General features: G+C 72.0%; 16 protein-coding genes and 1 riboswitch. Of the genes, 8 read left to right on the top strand and 8 right to left on the bottom strand.

All coding sequences use genetic code 11. The annotated features are described in order from the left end of the window. The first annotated feature begins 130 nt into the window (after window positions 1-130). On the top strand, window positions 131-1,504 hold the full coding sequence (locus AAW13_RS25350) for a S1 family peptidase (RefSeq protein WP_046733394.1): 1,374 nt from the start codon (window positions 131-133) through the stop codon (window positions 1,502-1,504). A 12-nt stretch (window positions 1,505-1,516) separates the two neighbouring features. Here the strand turns inward: AAW13_RS25350 and AAW13_RS46035 are convergent, their stop codons facing one another. Both AAW13_RS46035 and AAW13_RS25340 read right to left on the bottom strand, forming a co-directional pair. Further along, window positions 1,517-1,705, bottom strand: a complete 189-nt coding sequence (locus tag AAW13_RS46035) for a hypothetical protein (protein ID WP_046733395.1) — start codon at window positions 1,703-1,705, stop codon at window positions 1,517-1,519. 99 nt (window positions 1,706-1,804) lie between these two features. Next, window positions 1,805-2,953, bottom strand: coding sequence for an ROK family transcriptional regulator (locus AAW13_RS25340; protein WP_046733396.1), 1,149 nt, complete (start codon window positions 2,951-2,953; stop codon window positions 1,805-1,807). 140 nt (window positions 2,954-3,093) lie between these two features. On the opposite strand from AAW13_RS25340, the gene AAW13_RS25335 reads away from it, so the two are divergent. Further along, complete coding sequence (locus AAW13_RS25335; protein WP_046733397.1) at window positions 3,094-4,296, top strand: Gfo/Idh/MocA family protein; 1,203 nt, start codon at window positions 3,094-3,096, stop codon at window positions 4,294-4,296. Between the two features lie 32 nt (window positions 4,297-4,328). Here AAW13_RS25335 and AAW13_RS25330 read toward each other — a convergent pair whose 3' ends face one another. Beyond that, complete coding sequence (locus AAW13_RS25330; protein WP_046733398.1) at window positions 4,329-5,024, bottom strand: L,D-transpeptidase; 696 nt, start codon at window positions 5,022-5,024, stop codon at window positions 4,329-4,331. A gap of 193 nt (window positions 5,025-5,217) precedes the next feature. Between AAW13_RS25330 and AAW13_RS25325 the strand changes: the two genes are divergently transcribed. Further along, on the top strand, window positions 5,218-6,615 hold the full coding sequence (locus AAW13_RS25325) for a pyridoxal phosphate-dependent decarboxylase family protein (RefSeq protein ID WP_046733399.1): 1,398 nt from the start codon (window positions 5,218-5,220) through the stop codon (window positions 6,613-6,615). On the opposite strand, the gene AAW13_RS25320 is transcribed toward AAW13_RS25325, so the two are convergent. Beyond that, window positions 6,601-7,419, bottom strand: coding sequence for an SDR family NAD(P)-dependent oxidoreductase (locus tag AAW13_RS25320; protein WP_046733400.1), 819 nt, complete (start codon window positions 7,417-7,419; stop codon window positions 6,601-6,603). The two genes, AAW13_RS25325 and AAW13_RS25320, sit on opposite strands and share 15 nt — an antisense overlap. A gap of 50 nt (window positions 7,420-7,469) precedes the next feature. On the opposite strand from AAW13_RS25320, the gene AAW13_RS25315 reads away from it, so the two are divergent. After that, complete coding sequence (locus AAW13_RS25315) at window positions 7,470-8,006, top strand: hypothetical protein (protein ID WP_046733401.1); 537 nt, start codon at window positions 7,470-7,472, stop codon at window positions 8,004-8,006. Between the two features lie 63 nt (window positions 8,007-8,069). Here AAW13_RS25315 and AAW13_RS25310 read toward each other — a convergent pair whose 3' ends face one another. Both AAW13_RS25310 and AAW13_RS25305 read right to left on the bottom strand, forming a co-directional pair. Next, complete coding sequence (locus AAW13_RS25310; protein WP_046733402.1) at window positions 8,070-8,699, bottom strand: MBL fold metallo-hydrolase; 630 nt, start codon at window positions 8,697-8,699, stop codon at window positions 8,070-8,072. Continuing rightward, complete coding sequence (locus tag AAW13_RS25305; protein ID WP_046733403.1) at window positions 8,699-9,787, bottom strand: S-(hydroxymethyl)mycothiol dehydrogenase; 1,089 nt, start codon at window positions 9,785-9,787, stop codon at window positions 8,699-8,701. The genes AAW13_RS25310 and AAW13_RS25305 overlap by 1 nt, the downstream gene beginning before the upstream one ends. Window positions 9,788-10,002: 215 nt before the next feature. On the opposite strand from AAW13_RS25305, the gene AAW13_RS25300 reads away from it, so the two are divergent. Next, window positions 10,003-11,772 carry an ABC transporter ATP-binding protein gene (locus tag AAW13_RS25300; protein ID WP_046733404.1) on the top strand — a complete coding sequence of 590 codons (1,770 nt, stop codon included), beginning with the start codon at window positions 10,003-10,005 and terminating at the stop codon, window positions 11,770-11,772. Between the two features lie 200 nt (window positions 11,773-11,972). Here AAW13_RS25300 and AAW13_RS25295 read toward each other — a convergent pair whose 3' ends face one another. After that, window positions 11,973-12,269, bottom strand: coding sequence for a hypothetical protein (locus AAW13_RS25295; RefSeq protein ID WP_046733405.1), 297 nt, complete (start codon window positions 12,267-12,269; stop codon window positions 11,973-11,975). A 172-nt stretch (window positions 12,270-12,441) separates the two neighbouring features. Between AAW13_RS25295 and AAW13_RS25290 the strand changes: the two genes are divergently transcribed. The 3 genes from AAW13_RS25290 to AAW13_RS25285 all read left to right on the top strand — a co-directional run bounded on the left by AAW13_RS25290 (window position 12,442) and on the right by AAW13_RS25285 (window position 13,946). Then, window positions 12,442-12,807: a nuclear transport factor 2 family protein gene (locus AAW13_RS25290; RefSeq protein WP_046733406.1), complete on the top strand. Its 366-nt coding sequence runs from the start codon at window positions 12,442-12,444 to the stop codon at window positions 12,805-12,807. Next, window positions 12,795-12,962 carry a hypothetical protein gene (locus AAW13_RS46030; RefSeq protein ID WP_167391736.1) on the top strand — a complete coding sequence of 56 codons (168 nt, stop codon included), beginning with the start codon at window positions 12,795-12,797 and terminating at the stop codon, window positions 12,960-12,962. Before AAW13_RS25290 ends, AAW13_RS46030 begins: the two co-directional genes overlap by 13 nt. 17 nt (window positions 12,963-12,979) lie before the next feature. Further along, window positions 12,980-13,062: riboswitch (ZMP/ZTP riboswitch) on the top strand. Window positions 13,063-13,097: 35 nt separating this feature from the next. Then, on the top strand, window positions 13,098-13,946 hold the full coding sequence (locus AAW13_RS25285) for a bifunctional 5,10-methylenetetrahydrofolate dehydrogenase/5,10-methenyltetrahydrofolate cyclohydrolase (RefSeq protein ID WP_046733409.1): 849 nt from the start codon (window positions 13,098-13,100) through the stop codon (window positions 13,944-13,946). A 73-nt stretch (window positions 13,947-14,019) separates the two neighbouring features. Here AAW13_RS25285 and AAW13_RS25280 read toward each other — a convergent pair whose 3' ends face one another. After that, a complete protein-coding gene (locus AAW13_RS25280; protein WP_046733407.1) occupies window positions 14,020-15,999 on the bottom strand; it encodes a ricin-type beta-trefoil lectin domain protein in 1,980 nt (659 codons plus the stop codon). Window positions 16,000-16,038: the final 39 nt, after the last annotated feature.

The following is a 16,038-nucleotide window of genomic DNA, read 5'->3' as shown; positions in this document are numbered from 1 at the left end:
CCACGGGATCGTAAAGATCACCACCCTGGTGAACGCCCTTGTGCCGGGCCTCGTATGAAGAGCCGGGCGCTCGACGACCGGAGGGCCCCGCGGTGTCCGCACCGCGCGTTCGGGGTTTCGGGAGCCATGGATGAGGCACGCACGACGACGGGTCGTCCGGCGGGGGACACAGCTGGCGGCGGTCGGCGGACTCCTTCTGGGAGGCGCGATGGTCACGACGGCCATGGCGAGCGAGACTCCCGGCACGTCCGCCGTCCCGTTCAGCTCGGCCTCGGCGGCCGGTGACACCGGTGCCGCGCTGGTGGCGAAGCTCGGCACGGCCCGGACGGCGGGCAGTTGGATCGGCGCGGACGGCAAGCCGGTGGTCGCGGTGACCGACGAGCGGGCCGCGGCGGCGGTCCGGCAGGCGGGTGCCGAGCCCAAGATGGTCTCGCACAGCATGAACGAGCTGAAGGCGGCGACCGCCACGCTGCGTGCCGCGCCCCGGGTGGCCGGTACCGCGTGGGCGGTGGACTACCGGACCAACCGGGTGATGGTGGAGGCCGACAGCACGGTCTCCGCCGCCCACTGGTCGGACCTGAGCCGGGTCGCGGCGGGCATCGGCAGTTACGTGCGGATGCAGCGGTCCTCGGGCACCTTCACTCCCCGGCTCAACGGGGCGCAGCCCATCCTGTCGACGGGCGGCCGGTGTTCGGCGGGGTTCAACGTCACCAACGGGACGACCGACTTCATCCTCACGGCCGGTCACTGCGGTCCGGCGAACACCATCTGGTTCGACGAGGGCCAGGGCAGCAACACCCAGTTGGGCACCACGATCAACACGCAGTTCCCGGGCAACGACTTCTCGCTGATCCAGTACGCGAACGGGAAGGCCGGTGACAACGCCGACGTGGTCGCGATCGGCAACGGCCAGGGGGTGCACATCACCGGGGCCGCCGATCCGACGGTCGGGCAGAAGGTGTTCCGCAGCGGCAGCACCAGTGGTCTGCACGACGGCACGGTCACCGCGCTCAACGCGACCGTCAACTACCCGGAGGGCACGGTCACCGGGCTCATCCAGACGAACGTGTGCGCCGAACCGGGCGACAGCGGCGGGCCGCTGTTCTCCGAGGGCATCGCGCTGGGCGTGACCTCGGGCGGCAGCGGTGACTGCACCGCGGGCGGGGTGACGTTCTTCCAGCCGGTGACCCGCGCGATGGCCGCGCTGAACGTCCAGCTGATCGTGTCCAAGCAGGCCGCCACGGGGACGGGTGCCTCGGCGGCGCCGTCCACCTCGGCCACCCACAGCGCGATCGCCCCGAACGGGGCCTCGCCGGGCTCGGCCGCGTCGGTCGGCACCTCGCAGGACACCAGTCTGGTCGCCCGGCTCACGGACACCCGCAACGTGGGCCCGGGTCTGCTGGTGATCGGGGGCAGTCTGATCGCCCTGGTCGGGACCCGCTTCATCCGCGCGGAGCAGGACCGCAAGGCGTACCAGCGCTACTACTCGGCGACCTGGGGCTGACGGGAGAGGTGGTCAGGCCGCCCGGTCCGGCTGGTGCGGGGACGCCGCCGCCCACTCGAGGACGAGCCGCTGGTACTCCTCGCGCTGCTCGGTGGTCAGTGTCCCGCCCGACCGGAGCCACAGGGCCCGGATCTCCTCGTTGACCTCGTCGGCCGATCGCTCGGTGACGGCTTCAACAGTGGTGGACATGGTGTGAAGCATATGCCGATGGGCGTGAAGGCGCCGTGAGTAAGTACGACCGATACGGACATATCGGACCGTGTTACTCATCACGTCAATGCGTCGGGCGACAGCGGCAGTTCAGCCGCCCGCGGCGCCGAGCACCAGTACCTGGATCGCCAGCACGGCGGCGCCGCGCGCCCAGTCGTGGAAGTCGGAGACCTTGGTCTCCAGGCCGATCGGGGCGGCGAGCGGATGCCGGTGGGAGCGGACGGCGTCCCACACCTCGTCCCCCGCCACGTCCATCAGGCCGACTCCCTCTCCGGCCAGCAGGATCTTCTGCGGCATGGCGAAGTTGGCGATCTGGGCGAGCAGGACGCCCAGCGCCCGCCCGGCCTCGCCGATCACCCGCGCGGCCATCGGCTCACCCGCCGCGGCACCGGCGAGGATCTCCTCGTACGACGCGTCGCGGCCGGTGGCGGCCCGGACCTGGTAGCGGATGCTGGGGACGGTGAGCAGCGACACGGCGCTGCCGCGTTCGCCCTGCGGAGTGAGCGGGCCCTGCGGGTCGATGATCCAGTGCAGCCCGAAGCCGCGGTCCTCCTCGGCGTACGGGACCCGGCGGCCGCCGAGCACCAGTCCGTAGCCGATCCCGGCGCCGATGGTCAGGACCACGAAGCGGTCGAGTCCGCGGCCGGCGCCGAACCAGGTCTCGGCCTCGACCAGGGCCGCCACGTCGTTCTCCACGACGACCGGCAGGCCGGTGCGCTCCCGGACCAGCTGGGCCAGCGGTACGTCGCGCCAGCGCAGGTACGGCGACTCGCCGACCACCGCGTGCGCGCGCACGAACCCGCCGACACCGATGCCGATGCCCGCGACCGTGGGGTGCCGGTCGGCCAGTTCGGCGGTCATCTCGGCCACCAGATCGGCGACGTACCCGGGGTCGTGGCCGGTGAGGGGCCGGTCGAGGCGGGCGACGATGTCGCTCCTGAGGCTGGTGACGACGCCGTAGACCATCTCGTCGGTGATCTTGAAGCCCAGGAAGGAGCGGGATTCGGCGACCACGTCGAGCGGCTGCGAGGGACGGCCCTGGCGCGCCTCCGCCTGAGCACCCGCCCAGGGGGCCTCGACGAGCAGGCCGGACTCGATGAGCGGCTTGGTGAGGCGGGTGAGGCTGCCCTGGGAGAGGTCCAGCCGGCGGGCCAGTTCGGTCCGCGAGAGCGGGCCGTGGACCAGCACCTCGATCGCCACGGAGCGCTCCGCGGGGCTCAGCGGCAGCCAGTCGCTCACGGCATCCCTTTTCTTCCGGAACTGAAGTAACCCGGTCACCCTACTGTGCGCCGGGTGCGCCGCAGAAGCGCCCCGCTGATGTCTTTCCTACTTCCTTCCGCCCCTTGACGCCGAGATTCTTCCGCCGCAAAAGTAATCCCATGACTTTCTCACTCGGCATCGTCGGAGCCGGTCAGTTCTCCGGCCAGTTCGCCACGCTGTTCCAGGCCCATCCCGGCGTCGGCGACGTGTACGTCACCGACCTGCTGCCCGAGCGGGCGGAACAGCTCGCCGCCGCCCAGAACCTGGCGGGCACCTTCCCGTCGTACGACGCCATGCTGGAGTCGCCGGACGTCGACGCGGTCGCGATCTTCACCCAGCGCTGGACCCACGGCCCGCTGGTGGTGCAGGGCCTGAACGCCGGGAAGCACGTGTACTCCGCGGTCCCGATGGCGATCACGACGGAGGAGATCGCGGCCATCATCGACACGGTCAAGGCGACCGGGCTGACGTACATGATGGGCGAGACCAGCCAGTACAACCCGGCAACCGTGCACGCCCGCAACCAGATCGCCGAGGGCGCCTTCGGGCGGCTGTTCTACGCCGAGGGCGACTACGTCCACGACATGGACCTCGGCTTCTACGACGCCTACCGCTACAGCGGCGGCGAGAACTGGAAGGCGACCGCCAGCTATCCCCCGCTGCTGTACCCGACGCACGCGGTGGGCGGGGTGCTCGGCGCCTGGCAGACGCACGCGGTCAGCGTGTCGGCGATCGGCGTGGTGGACCAGCGCGGGGACGGCGTCTTCGACAAGGACGTCAGCCAGTTCGGCAACGACGTGTCCAACGCCACCGCGCTGTTCGAGGTCGCGGGCGGCGGGTCGTTCCGCACCAACGAGTTCCGGCGGGTGGGCTACCCGTCCCACATCCGTGAGTCACGGTTCCGGTTCTTCGGGACCGAGGCCAGCATGGAGCAGCTGGCGACGGTGGCCCTGTGGCAGGACAAGAAGGGCGTGCAGGACATCAGTGAGCTCCTGGAGCCCAAGTCCACCATGTCCCCCGACGACCCCTCGCTCCAGCACATCGCGCCCGAGCTGCGGGCGGCCTTCACCTCCGGGTCGGCGCCGGTGCACGACCGGGAGCGGCTGCCGCGCGAGTTCGACACCCTGCACAACGGACACGAGGGCAGCCACCACTTCCTGGTCGACGACTTCGTGACGGCCGTGAACTCGCGCGCGCTGCCGTCCGTCAACGCCTGGGTGGCCGCCCGCTACACCCTGCCGGGCATCATCGCGCACGAGTCCGCGCGGCAGGGCGGGGCCAGGCTGGAGATCCCGGACTTCGGGGACGCCCCGGAGAGCTGAGCCGGGGGCCCGCAGGCCGGGGCCGGGTGCCGTCAGGTGCCCGGCTTGCGGCCGTACACGTAGACGTCGTCGCCGGTCTTCAGCAGCGACCAGTACTTCTTGGCGGTGGTGGGGGTCATGTTGACGCAGCCGTGCGAGCCCGGCGGGTTCCACATGCTGAGGTTCACCGAGTGGAAGGCCTGGCCGCCGTCGAAGAACTGGCTGTAGGGCATCGGCACGTTGTAGACGGACGACACGTGGTCGATGTCACGCCAGTAGATCTTCTTCAGGCCGGTGCGGGTCGCGAACCCCTTGCGGCCGGTGCGGACCGGGACGGGGCCGTAGACGAGCCTGTTGCCGTCCTGGATCCAGCTCAGCTGGAGGGTCAGGTTCACACAGGCGATACGGCCCTTGTTCGTCGGGCACTTGCCGTCCTTGTTGGGCGTGTTCCCGACGGCCTTCTGCTTGTTCATCAGGTCCATCACGCCCCAGGTGACGGAACCGGCGTAGCCGATGGCGGGCGTGATCCCGTGCTTGTTCTGGAACGCCTGGATCGCCTTGCAGTCGGCGGTGGACTGCTTCCCGTCGACCGGCCGGCCGAGGAACTTCTCGACCTGCTTCTGGTACGGCCCGGCCTGCGTGGTGCAGCTCGCGGCCTGCGCCGGGGCGGAGGTGAGTGCGAGCGTGAGCGGCGCCACAAGGCCCGTGACACCGAGCACTACGGCACTTCGTCTGCGTATGTCCCCCATATGACGTCCGTCTCCTTTTCCTGTGCTGTGGTCTCGTCGTACTGGACCGCCCGATGCGCGGCATTGGTTGTAGCCCGGGGCGGGCTGTGACGAAACGGTTAACTTACCCGCCTCGGCCGCCCTGGCCGGCATCGGTCCACCTACCCGGAAGTGGCCCGCGCCACAGCGTCGTGGCCGACCTAGTGTGCGGGGCATGCACCCCGCACTCGCCGACGATCTCGCCCGGTTTCCCGAACTCCTCCGGTCCGCACGCGACATGGCAGCCCGGGAGGTGTCCGGGGCAGCGGCCGAGCGGCCGGTCGTAGCACTCGGGCCGGCTCCCGCGCGGGCGCCGTTGCCCGAGCGGGGGGAGGGCGGGGCCGGCGCGCTGGCCCGGTTCACCGAGCGGTGGGCGCCGGGTATGTCCGCCTCGGCCGGGCCACGCTACCTCGGTTTCGTCACCGGCGGTGTGACCCCCGCCTCCCTGGCCGGGGACTGGCTGACCTCGGCGTACGACCAGAACCTGTCCGGGGCGGCCGGCTCCTGGGGTGCCGCCCTGGAGCGCGAGACCGTGTCCTGGCTGGGTGAGCTGTTCGGGCTCGGCGAGGCCCACAGCGGGGCCTTCGTGACCGGGGCCACGGTGTCGAACACGGTCGGGCTGGCGATCGGCCGCGCCTGGCTCGGCGAACGGCTCGGGGTGGACGTCTCCCGGGCGGGCGCCGCCGCACTCGGCCCCGTCGACGTGCTCTCCGGCAGCCCGCACTCCAGTGTCGGCAAGGCGCTCTCGGTGCTCGGCATCGGCCGGGACCGGCTGCGGCCGGTGCCGCTGCTGCCGGACGGCCGGGAGGCGGTGGACGTGACCGCGCTCGGCGCGGCGCTGGCCGCGCTCGACGGGCGGCCGGCGATCGTGGTCGCCAACGCGGGCACCGTGAACACCGTCGACTTCGACGACCTGCGGGCGATCGCCGCCCTCAGGGAGCGGTACGACTTCTGGCTGCACGTGGACGCCGCGTTCGGCGCCTTCGCCGCCCTCTCCCCGGCCCACGCCCACCTGGTCGCCGGCCTGGACGTGGCCGACTCGGTCTGCGTCGACCTGCACAAGTGGCTGAACGTCCCCTACGACGCGGCCGTGCAGTTCACCCGCCGCCGCGACCTCCAGGTGGCCGTCTTCCACAACGAGTCCCCGTATCTGGGCCCGCCCGCCGACGAACCCGACTTCCTGCACCTCACCCCGGAGAACTCCCGCCGGCTGCGGGCGCTGCCCGCCTGGTTCTCACTGACGGCGTACGGCCTGGAGGGGCACCGGGAGGTCGTCGAGCGCAACGTCGCCGAGGCCCGCCGCCTCGGCGCGGGCGTCGAAGCGCTCCCGGGACTGCGCCTGCTCGCGCCCGTCCGGCTCAACGTGGTCTGCTTCACGCTCGCCGAGCGGCCCACGCCCGAGCGGCTGGCGGCGCTCGCCGGGGCGGTCGCCGCGTCCGGGGAGGCGTTCGTCACACCCACGGTGTACGCCGGGGTGCCCGCGCTGCGGGCGGCCTTCAGCAACTGGCGGACCACCGAGGACGACACCCGGCGGGTGCTGGCCGCGCTCGCGACGGTGTCAGCGGCCCTCTGAGGCGCGCCGGGCCTCCCGGTGCGGTCGCAGCGCCGCGTGGAATCCGCCGTGGACCGCGGTGAGGCCGCCGTCGACGCGCAGGGTCGTACCGGTGATCCAGGCGGCGTCCCGGGAGGCCAGGAAGGCGACGGCGGCGGCGACGTCGGCCGGCTCGCCGACCCGGCCCAGGGGGTAGAGCGCGGTGAGGGCGTCGACCTCGTCGTCGCGTCCCTCCCAGGCGGAGGTGCGGACCGTGCCCGGCTCCACCAGGTTGACCCGGACCCCGCGGGCAGCCGCGTGCCCGGCGAGGGTGCGGGTCAGCGAGACCAGCCCCGCCTTGGCCGCGCTGTAGGCGTGGTTGCCGAAGTCGGCCTCGGCGTTGACGGAGCCGATGCTCACGATCGCGCCGCGGCCGGAGGCGGCGAGGTGCGGGAGGGCGGCGCGGCAGCAGCGGTGCACACCGGTGAGGGTGACGTCCAGGTCGAGGGCCCACGCGTCGTCCGGCTGGTCCTCGAAGAGCGGCAGGTCGGGGGTGCAGTGCGCGGCGCAGTTCACCAGCACGTCGAGTCCGCCGAAGGAGGCGACGGCGTGGTCGACGGCCGCCTCCACCGAGTCCCGGTCGGCCACGTCGCAGGCGAACGCCTCGGCGGCCAGGCCCTGGTTGCGCAGCCCGGCCGCCGTCCGCCCGGCCTCGGGCAGGTCGCGGTCGGTCAGCAGCACCCGGCCGCCTTCCTCGGTCAGCCGCCGGGCGACGGCCGCGCCGATGCCGCGGGCCGCGCCCGTGACGAGAATCCGGTGTCCCGCAAAGCGATTGAGTCCGGTCATGACGACGACCGTACGGGCGCGACGATCAACAGGACAGATACCGTGCGCACATGTCCGCCTTCTTGCAGCAACTCCCGGCCCTGATAGGCGTCGTGATCGGCGCGCTCGGTTCGTATCTCGCCGTGGTGCGGGGTGACCGGGCGCGGTTCCGGCGGGAGCAGGAGGCGCGCTGGGAGGAGCGGCGGCTGGCGGTGTACAGCGAGTACGCGCGGGCGCTGAAGAGGACGGTGAACCTCACCTATCGCGTCGCGGCCCATCTGGGCAACGACCCGCATCCGCACCCGATCTCCCCGGCCGAGGCCGAGCCGCAGCTGGCGGCGGCCACCGACGGCCGTGATCCGGCCGGGGAGGCGCTGATCATGCTGGGCAGCCGGGAGGTGGTGGAGCAGGCACGGGAGTGGGTGACCGCGGTGATGGCCATGGAGCGGTTCATGCGCTCCGGGACGGTCGACCCCGAGGCCTGGCAGGATCTGCTGGCGCGGCAGCGGGCCTGCCGGGAGCGCTACTACACCGCCGTACGCGAGGATCTCGCGCTGCCCCCGGGGCACCCCGCGCTCTGGCCCACCCGGCCGGTGTCCGACGGCTGAGGGGCGTGCCGGTTCCGCGGTGGCCGGGGCGGGCCCGCCGCGGAAGCCGGCGTCACCTGCGGCTCAGTGGCCCCGGGCGATCCACTCCTCCAGGTGGGGCGCCTCGGCGCCGATGGTGGTCGGATCGCCGTGGCCGGTCAGGACCTTCGTCTCCGGCGGGAGGGTGAGCAGCCTGTCCCGGATGGAGTCGATGATCGTCGGGAAGTGGGAGTACGACCGCCCGGTCGCGCCGGGGCCGCCCTGGAAGAGGGTGTCGCCGGTGAAGACGGCGCCCAGGGCGGGGTCGTACAGGCAGACGGCGCCGGGCGCGTGACCGGGGGTGTGCAGCACGGTCAGGTCGGCGCCCGCGGCCTCGATGACCAGCCCGTCGGACAGGTGGTTGTCGGGGTCGCGGTGGGGGTGGGTGAACTTCCACAGCGGCAGGTCGTCGGGGTGCAGCCAGATCTTGGCCCCGGTGAGGTCCGCGAGGGCGGGCGCGGCGTCGATGTGGTCGTTGTGGGCGTGGGTGCAGACGATCGCCTTCAGCGTGCGGTCGGCGACCGCCTCGGCGATGGCCTCGGCGTCGTGGGCGGCGTCGATGACGATCACCTCACGTTCGTCGCCAACGATCCACACGTTGTTGTCGACGTCCCAGGTGCCGCCGTCGAGGGTGAACTGCCCTGAGGTGACGAGTCGTTCGATGCGCGTGGTCATCACAGCACCACCACCGAACGCAGCACGTCGCCGCCGTGCATCCGCTCGAAGGCCTTCTCCACCTCGTCGAGCTGGATGGTCTCGGTCACGAAGGCGTCCAGCGGCAGCCGGCCCTGGAGGTGCAGGTCGATGAGCATCGGGAAGTCCCGGGACGGCAGGCAGTCGCCGTACCAGCTGGACTTGAGGGCGCCGCCGCGGCCGAAGACGTCCAGGAGCGGGAGTTCGAGCTTCATCTCGGGGGTGGGCACGCCGACGAGGACGACGGTGCCGGCGAGGTCGCGGGCGTAGAAGGCCTGCTGGTACGTCTCCGGACGCCCGACGGCCTCGATCACGACGTCGGCGCCGAAGCCGCCGGTCAGTTCGCGGATCGCCTCGACCGGGTCGCCCTCACGGGAGTTGACCGTGTGGGTGGCGCCCAGGGTGCGGGCCTTCGCCAGCTTCCGGTCGTCGATGTCGACGGCGATGATCTTCGCGGCGCCCGCCAGGTTCGACCCGGCGATCGCCGCGTCGCCGACCCCGCCGCAGCCGATCACGGCGACCGAGTCGCCCCGGCCGACGTTGCCGGTGTTGATCGCGGCTCCGATGCCCGCCATCACCCCGCAGCCGAGCAGCCCGGCGACGGCCGGGGAGACGGTCGGGTCGACCTTGGTGCACTGGCCGGCCGCGACCAGCGTCTTCTCGGCGAAGGCGCCGATGCCGAGCGCCGGGGAGAGCTCCTGCCCGGTCGAGGCGAGGGTCATCCGCTGCTTCGCGTTGTGGGTGTTGAAGCAGTACCAGGGGCGGCCGCGCAGACAGGCCCGGCAGTTCCCGCACACGGCACGCCAGTTGAGGATCACGAAGTCACCGGGCGCCACGTCCGTGACGCCCTCGCCGACCGCCTCCACCACACCGGCGGCCTCGTGGCCGAGCAGGAAGGGGAACTCGTCATTGATCCCGCCCTGCTTGTAGTGCAGGTCGGTGTGACAGACCCCGCAGGCCTGCACCTGTACGACGGCTTCGCCCGGGCCGGGGTCCGGCACCACGATCGTCTCGACCCGCACCGGCTCGTCCTTGCCCGGTGCGATCACGCCGCGTACTTCCTGCGCCATGGTCCTGACCTTTCGTCGCTCTGCTGACGTGCTGTCTTCCGACCCTACGCGTGACCGATCGGTAACGGCGCGGAGCACGTCCGTCCTTCCTGATCTTTCCGTCCCGGCCGCGACCGGGTCGCACCGGGGGCCGAGCCGGCGTCAGGACCGGGAGGGGCCGTCGTAGCCTGGGGGCTGCCGGTGGGGCGCCGCCCACCGCCCGGACGAGGAGCACCGTGACCGCCGCAACCGCAGTTCCGCCGACAGACCGGAGCGGTCCGTCCGTGTTCCGGCTGCTCCTGTCCTACGTACGGCCGCATCGGTGGGCCCTGCTGGCGGGCGCGCTGCTCTCGCTGGTGACGGGCGCGACCGGGCTGCTGCTGCCGCTGGTGGCCCGCGGGTTGATCGAGGATCTCTCCCACGACCGTTCCATCACCGGGAAGTTGCTGGCGATGGCGGCGCTGGTGGTGGCCAACGCCGCAGTGGGCGCGCTGGGCGCCTACGTGCTCAGGCGCACCGCCGAGTCGGTGGTGCTGGGGGCGCGGCGGACCCTGTCGTCGTACCTGCTGCGGCTGCGGATCGCCGCGGTGGACCGTACCGAACCCGGTGACCTGATGGCGCGGATCACCTCGGACACCACCCTGCTGCGCGAGGTGACCACGGACTCGCTGGTGGCACTGGGTACGGGCGGACTCACCCTGGTCGCCACCGTGGTGATGATGGGGGTGGTCGACCCCGTGCTGCTGGCCGTCACGCTCGTGGTGATCGCCGCCGCGGGCACCGTGCTGGGCACGATCGTGCCGCGGATCAACCGGGCCAGCCGCCGGGCGCAGGACGCGGTCGGGGTGATGGGGGCCTCGCTGGAACGGGTGCTGGGCGCGTTGCGCACGGTGAAGGCGTCGGGCGCCGAGCACCGGGAGGAACAGTCCCTGCACGCGGCGGCCGAGGAGTCCTGGCGGCAGAGCGTGCGGGCCGCCAAGTGGTCCGCGGCGGCGGGCAACACGGCGGGGCTCGCGATGCAGCTGGCGTTCATCACGGTGCTGGCGGTGGGCGGGGCACGGGTGGCGACCGGCGCGATCGGGGTGGGCACGCTGGTGGCGTTCCTGCTCTACGTGTTCTACCTGATGCAGCCGATCCAGCAGGTCGTCGGGGCGATCACGCAGTACCAGACCGGTGCCGGCGCGCTCGCCCGGATCCAGGAGGCGCTGCGGCTGCCCGCCGAACCGCCGTCCGCGCCCGCCGAGCTGCCGTCGGCCGGCGCCGAACCGGCCTCCGTCACCTTCACGGACGTGCGTTTCCGCTACGCCGACGACCTGCCGTACGTCCATCACGGGGTGAGCTTCGACGTTCCGGCACAGGGCATGACGGCGTTCGTCGGGCCGTCCGGCGCGGGCAAGACCACCGTGTTCTCGCTGATCGAGCGGTTCTACGACCCGGAGTCCGGCACGATCGCCGTCGACGGCCGCCCGCTGGACGAGTGGGAACTGCCGCTGCTGCGCTCGGCCATCGGGTACGTCGAGCAGGACGCGCCGGTGCTGTCGGGGTCGCTGCGGGACAACCTGCTGCTGGGCAATCCGGAGGCGGACGAGGACGCGGTGGCGCGGGTGGTGAAGACGACCCGGCTGGATGGTCTGGTCGCCCGGCTGCCGCAGGGGCTGCACACCCTGGTCGGGCACCGCGGGACCAAGCTGTCCGGCGGTGAGCGCCAACGGGTCGCGATCGCACGGGCGTTGCTGCGCCGGCCCCGGCTGCTCCTGCTGGACGAGGCGACCTCGCAGCTGGACGCGGTGAACGAGGCGGCCCTCCGGGACACGGTCGCCGACGTGGCACGGTCGACCACGGTGCTGGTGGTCGCGCACCGGCTGTCCACGGTGACGATGGCGGACCGGATCGTCGTGATGGACGCGGGCCGGGTCCGCGCGGTGGGCACGCACCGCGAGCTGGTGGCGGCGGACCCGCTGTACGCGGAGCTGGCGGCGACCCAGTTCCTGGCCTCGGAGCACTGAGCCAGGAGAAGCCGGGGCAGAGCCCTGCGGGCCGCGCCGGCCGCACGGACCACGGGAGCCGCAGGGGCAGTGAAAGCCGCAGGGACCGTGAGAGCCGCGCCGCAGGGGCCGTGAGAGCCGCGGAGGCCGTGAGAGCCGCGGAGGCCGTGAGAGCCGCGAGGGCCGTCCCTTGCCGGGGCGGCCCTCGGTGTGCGGTGGGGTCAGGCCTCGATGCCCGGCAGCAGTCCCGTGGCGGGCGCGGCCAGGTCGGTGACCTGGTGCAGTTCGCTGAGCTTGTGGACTCCGTTGAGCCCCTGCACCTGCTCCGAGACCTTCGGCATCCGGTCCTGGTACTCCGCGGGGATGTTGCTGCTGGAGACCGAGTCGAGCACGCCGAGCGCGGTGAGTTTCCCGGGGTGCTGCGCGCTCGTGTCGGCCGCGTTCGCCAGCGGCGCGGCGAGGCCGGTGACCCCGACGGCCAGACCGACGGCGGCGACGATACGTCGTGTTGAGATCATGTCCTCAGCAACGGCGCCGGCGGCGGCCCGGACACGGGCAGCGGACCGCGCTCACCCGTCAGGAGGAGCGCCCGGCCTGCGTTTGCCGAGCCGGGCGCGGCGGAGGAGCCTCGGAGTGAGGGGCTCTCGCCGCCCGCTCCGCGTCGGGTCGCGGGCCCCGCAGGAGGTCATCATGGGCACCGCGACAGGCTCCACGTTCGACACGGACACACTGCGCCGGGCCATCGAGGGCAACACCGGGAACTCGCTGCTCGCGCTCTACGCGGACGACGCGGAGATCCGCATCGTCGACCGCAACACCCAGCCCAGCCATCCCAAGGTCCTGCACGGCCGCCCGGACATCGCGGCGATGCTGGACGACGTCTACAGCCGGGACATGACGCACAGGCTGGACCGGTGCGTCGTGCAGGGCGACCGGGCCGCGTACAGCGAGTCCTGCGAGTACGCAGACGGCGTTCGCGTACTCGCCGAGTCGATGATCACGTTGCGCGACGGCAAGATCGCCGAGCAGATCATGATCCAGGCATGGGACGAGTAGTCGGCCGAGGCGGGAGGGTCCAGGTCAGCACCCGCGTGACCTGGACCTTCTCGGCGCACGCGGGGCTGGGACACACCCGCCGCAGCTCTCCGCGGCCGTCACCGGCGCTGCTGCGGGCCGTCCTGCGGGCCGCCCGTCGCCGCAGGCGGCGCTGACGGCCTCGGTTACCCTGGGGGCGGGCCGTGACTGGCGCTGAGGTGGAGCACCACCGGGGAGCGGTCCGTACCGTCGATGCCGTGCGCCTGGGCGATGAACCTCGCAGCAGCCCAGGAGTGTGCCCTATGACCCAGATCGCCCAGGCCCGTCTCATGGACGGAACCGCCGTCGCCCGCCGGATCGTCGAGGAGACCGCGCGGCGGGCCGCCGGCCTCACCGCACGCACCGGTGTCACGCCGTGTCTGGCGACGGTGCTGGTGGGCGAGGACCCCGCGTCCGTCACCTACGTCCGGATGAAGCAGAACCGCAGCCGCAAGGCGGGCATCGCCTCCCGGCACGTGGCCCTGCCCGCCACCACGACCACCGCGGAACTCGTCGGCGTGCTACGGGAGTTGTCGGCGGATCCGGCGGTGCACGGCATCCTGCTCCAGCACCCGGTCGGCGAACACGTCGACGAGCGGGCCGCGTTCGAGGCGATCGCCCCGGAGAAGGACGTGGACGGCGTGACCTTCGCGTCGTTCGCGACCATGAGCTTCGGCCTGCCGGGCTTCGTCTCCTGCACGCCCGGCGGCATCCTGCGCCTGCTCGACGCCTACGACGTCGACCCGGCCGGGAAGCGCGCGGTGGTGGTGGGCCGCAGCGCGATCCTGGGCAAGCCGGCCGGCATGCTGCTGCTCGCCCGGGACGCCACCGTCACCTACTGCCACTCCCGCACCCGGGATCTGTCGGCGGCCGTGCGCGAGGCGGACATCGTGGTCGCCGCGGTCGGCCGGCCCCGGCTGATCCGGGGCCAGGACATCAAGCCGGGCGCGGTGGTGCTCGACGCCGGCTACAACGAGGGCAACGTCGGTGACGTCGACTTCGACACCGCCGTGGAGCGGGCCTCGCTGATCACGCCGGTGCCGGGCGGCGTCGGCCCGATGACCATCGCCGTACTGCTGGAACAGACGGTGACGGCGGCCGCCCGGCAGCTCGGGGTGTGACCTCACGGGCCGAGGGGTGCGAACTCCCCGGCCGAGAGCTGTGGTCCGCTCTCGGCCGGGCCCGGCTGACGGCTCAGTTCCGGCTCCACTGCTGGTTGGTCCCGCCGTTGCAGGTCCACAGGACCAGCGAGGTGCCGTTGCCGGTGGCCGCGTTGTACGCGTCCAGGCACAGTCCGGCGTTGACGTTGGTGATCGTCCCGTCGGAGTTGATGTTCCACTGCTGGTTGGTCTGGCTGTTGCAGTCCCAGATCACGACCTTGGTGCCGTTGGTCGTGCCCTTGTCGTAAGCGTCCAGGCACTTGTTGCCGTACACGACGAACTCCTTGCGGGAGGTGTACGTCCAGGCCTGGTTCTGGCCGCCGTTGCAGTCCCAGATCTCCGCCTGGGTGCCGTTGGTGACGGTGTTGTTGTAGACGTCGGCGCAGCGGCTGGACGCCTTGCCCACGAGAAGGGTGCCGTTGGTCCCGGGTATCGGGCTCACCGCGATCGAACCGAGCGTCGGGAGGGAACTCCCGGTGAACGTGAGGGAGTTGGCCGACCCCTTGCTCAGGTCGACCTGGACCGAGACGGTGCCCTGCGAGGATCCGGTCGGCGGGAAGGAGACCGTCGTGGCGGTCTGGCTGTTCACCTGGAGCGTGCCGGTGACGGCGGTGGAGCCGGTGTTGGTGTAGGCGACGTCGACGACGTCCAGGCCGGTACTCGCGGCGCTCACGCCGGTGTACTTACCGGTGGAGGAGGCGCTGTAGCCGGTGCTCGTCGCCTCGGTGCCGCCGCTGACCTTGAGCATCACGGAGCCGCCGGCCGGGACGCTCGCGGTGTAACCGGTGCCGTACGAGCCGAGGTTGGACTGCGCCCACAGGTCGCGGACCGTCGCGGAGGCGCTGGTCAGGCCGAGGTCGGACCAGCGGGCGGTGATGTTCGCCGCCGAGGAGGTGCGGTTGAGCAGCACGACCGCGCGGTTGCCGGTGCCGGAGAGGACCTTGCTGTAGACCTGGAGACCGGTGGTGTCCTCGGCGACCTTCACGCCCTGGAGGCCGCGCGCGTCCTGGTCGACGGCGATGACGTCGGAGTTCTTGAGGATGGCGGCGGTCTCACCGGTCATGGTGGTGAGGTCGTTGCCGGCCAGCAGCGGGGCGCCGGAGATCGCCCACAGGGCCATGTGGGTGCGGTTCTGGGCCGCCGTGAGTCCGGTCATGCCGACGGTCAGCATGTCGGGGTCGTTGTAGTAGCCCGTGTGCTGCGCCGCCGGGTGCAGGGCCTGGTCGAAGTTGGACAGTACGGCGGACTGGGAGGCCGTACCGCCGTAGTAGTAGATGTCCGTGCTGGTGCGCCACATGGGGGCGAGGCCGGTCGCCCAGTTCCAGGTGTTCTGGTAGCCCCAGTTGCAGATGGACAGGGTCAGCGGGCGGCCGGTGGTGGCGGCGGCCGTGGTGACGGCCGAGCTGATCGACTTGTAGGTGGTGGCCGCGTCCAGGCCCTCGGCGTCACCGCCGCACCAGTCGACCTTCACGAAGTCGAAGCCCCACTTCGAGAACTGGAGCATGTCCTGGGCGTAGTGCCCCTCGCTGCCCGTGTCGGCGGCGGCGGGACGGCCGGTCGGGTAGTAGTAGCCGCAGCCGTTGTAGCCGGCGTCGGTGTAGATGCCGGCCTTCAGGCCCTTGCTGTGGATGTAGTCGGCGATGGCGCTCATGCCGCCGGGCCACTCGCCGGTGTCGACGGTGATGTTGCCGTCGCTGTCGCGGGTGCCCTGCCACCAGCCCTCGTCGATGTTGATGTACTTGTAGCCGGCGGCCGGCAGTCCGGCCGCGACGAACGCGTCGACCTGCGCCTTGATGACGTCGTAGTCGATCTTCGCGGCGAAGCTGTTCCAGGAGGCCCAGCCCATCGGGGCGGCGGGCACCGGGACCTGGGAGACCGTCGCCGCCCGAGCCGGACCCGGCGTGACGAAGAGGAGCGCGGCGGCGGCTGCGAGGGCCAGGGCGAGGGTGCGTACGACAGCGGCCCGAAGGTGTCGTACGAGACCGCTGCCGGTCGATCGGGGCGGGGGGTACATGCGGCTCCTCCACAGGGGGTGCAGGGGTGTGCGGGGGGG

Origin of the sequence: Streptomyces humi, assembly GCF_001005085.2 — a bacterium.
GTDB lineage: Bacteria > Actinomycetota > Actinomycetes > Streptomycetales > Streptomycetaceae > Streptomyces > Streptomyces humi.
This window is presented reverse-complemented; position numbering and strand designations above follow the sequence as displayed.